General features: G+C 73.4%; 2 protein-coding genes. One reads left to right on the plus strand and one right to left on the minus strand.

Translation table 11 applies throughout. From position 1 onward, the window contains the following. A partial coding sequence (locus tag KY469_22860) for a PQQ-dependent sugar dehydrogenase (protein MBW3665932.1) occupies positions 1-1,531 on the plus strand: 1,531 nt, incomplete at its 5' end. Positions 1,532-1,577: 46 nt separating this feature from the next. On the opposite strand, the gene KY469_22865 is transcribed toward KY469_22860, so the two are convergent. Beyond that, positions 1,578-2,198: an LON peptidase substrate-binding domain-containing protein gene (locus KY469_22865; GenBank protein ID MBW3665933.1), complete on the minus strand. Its 621-nt coding sequence runs from the start codon at positions 2,196-2,198 to the stop codon at positions 1,578-1,580. Positions 2,199-2,316 lie beyond the last annotated feature (118 nt).

A 2,316-nucleotide genomic window follows, 5' to 3' on the forward strand; every position in this document is an offset into this window, starting at 1 on the left:
AGGGACGGACAGGGCTCATGACGACTTCCTCGTGGTCAGCATCGGCGCGGGGGTGGGTGCCGGAATCGTCATCGGCGGGACCCTCTACCGGGGCGCCGGCGGCGGCCTGGAGGAGGTCAGCCGTGGCCACCGCAACCCGCAGGGATTGGACTTCCAGCCGGGCAGCGGCCAGCTCTACGCCGACGAGCACGGGCCCACCGGCAACGACGAGGTCAACCGCATCGTGCGGGGCGGCAACTACGGCTGGCCCGACGCCGTGGGGCCCGACCATCCCGAGCCGTTCATCAGCCCGCTCACCACGTACTCGACGATCGCCCCGTCGGGCGCGATCTTCGTGCGTCGGCCCGGGTCGCAGTGGACGGGGGACTACCTCATCGGCGCCCTGCGCGGCCAGCGCATCCAGCGCCTGCGTCTGGACGGCGACCGGGTGACCATCAACGAGGCGCTGTTCCAGGACCGGTTCGGCCGCGTGCGCGATGTCACCGAGGGGCCCGATGGCGCGTTGTACGCCATCACCGCCAACGGCGACGACGTCGTGGTGCGCATCGTGCCCCCGCCCGCCCAGGAGGCCCCGCCGCAGCCGACACCGCCGCCCGGCCCGCCGCTGACCCAGCCCCAGCGGGTGACGGAGGTCGACGCCTTCGGCGGCTGGGCCGCCTGGAGTGCCTTCGTGGAGGGCGCGGGCTACCGCCTGGTCCTGCGCGGTCCCGACGGGGCGCCCGCCGCCGCCCCCATACCGCCCCGCGCCGTGCCCTTCGACGTCGACCTCGGCCCCTCCGAGGAGGACGGCGTGGTGGCCGCCTACTCACGCTGCTCCCAGGAGCCCGACGCCTACGGCACGGGCGGGGTGCTGTTGCGCACCACGGGCCGGGGCTGTGACATCTTCCGCCTCGACCTGGCCACTGGCCAGGAGAACCGGCTCGAGGGGGCGAGCACCAACGAGTCGTCGGAGTTCCTGCCCTCGATCTGGCGCGACAAGGTCGCCTTCGCCCGGGTCTTCGAGTCGCGCGCGGGGCGCCGTGGCGACCTGCCCTACCTCTACGTGCGCCCGCTGGCCGGCGGGCGCTCCGAGCGCCAGCCCGGCGGCAGCCGCGGTGATGACGGCCTGCCCGGCCCGACCGGCCTCGATCTCTACGGGCGGCGCATGTCCTTCACCTGGGAGTGGCGCGACGGCGATCGCCTGCGCTCCGAGCTGCGCCTGGACACCCTGGGCGGCGACCACGCGCTCATCGAGCGGCTGGGCTCCCGGGAGGCGCCGGCCAACCTCCTCACGCCGACCGGGAACCGCGGGCGCATCTACGCGGGCACGCACCGGCTGCGCGACGACGGTCCCGTCAGCGGTGCGGTGCGCCTGCGCATCGCCAGCCTCGAGCTCAGCCGGGTGTTCCTGCCGCCCGGAACGGCTCTGGTGGGCCTGGGCGTCGACGACGGTGACTTCCTGATCGCCACCGCCGGCGACCCGCGCCGGGCGCCCCGGTGTGGCCCGGGCGGCTGCGCGATCAGCCCGCTGGAATCCGCCTTCGGCGGCTGACCCCTCCGTCGTCGCGCAATGCGGTGCCCGCCTCCATGTGGCCGCTCTAGGAGAAGCGCACCTTGCCGTTGGAGCGCGCGCGGGCCTGGACCCGCTCGGCGAAGTCCAGCCGCTTGATCGCGGCGCGAAGGAGGCGGGCGACCAGGCGAAGGCGGGCGTTCTCGGAGCGCAGGTCGAGCAGCCCCTGCTTGGCCTCCAGCCCGAAGTCGACCGTCGCGGCCATGGCGTAGGCGTCCATCTCCGCCAGCTCGGCCTCGTCCGGCTCGGCGTCGGTGGCCTGGCGGACCAGCTCGGCGTAGACCTTGCGGGCCTCGTGCGCGATGTCGGCGTCGGGCTCCTCCTCCTTGTCGGGCGGAAACTCGACGGCGGCGGCCGGATAGGGGAGGTCGTCGCGCTCCTCGAGCACGCGGAAGGGACGCGTCCCGCGCGTGAGGATGTTCATACGCCCGTCGTCCATGCGTTCGAGCACCTCGGTGATCTCGCAGGCGCAGCCCACCCGCTTCATGCCCTCGTCGGTCGACCACACGATCCCGAACTCGCGCTCGTGCTCGAGGCACACGGCGGCCAGGGCCTTGTACCGCTCCTCGAACACGTGCAGCGGCACGAGCTCATGGGGGAGGGCCACGATCCCCAGCGGGAACAGGGGGAAGTCCTCGATGCGCGCCACGCCGTGAACGGTAGTCCCATGCGCACGGCCCGCTGCGGCTCAACGGCTGACGTGATCCGGGAAACGCTCGTCCGGCGAGCGTTTCCCGGATCACAAGCTCAGCTCGCTGGCGGGGACC

This window comes from Actinomycetota bacterium (assembly GCA_019347575.1).
Taxonomy (GTDB): Bacteria; Actinomycetota; Nitriliruptoria; order Nitriliruptorales; family Nitriliruptoraceae; genus JAHWKY01.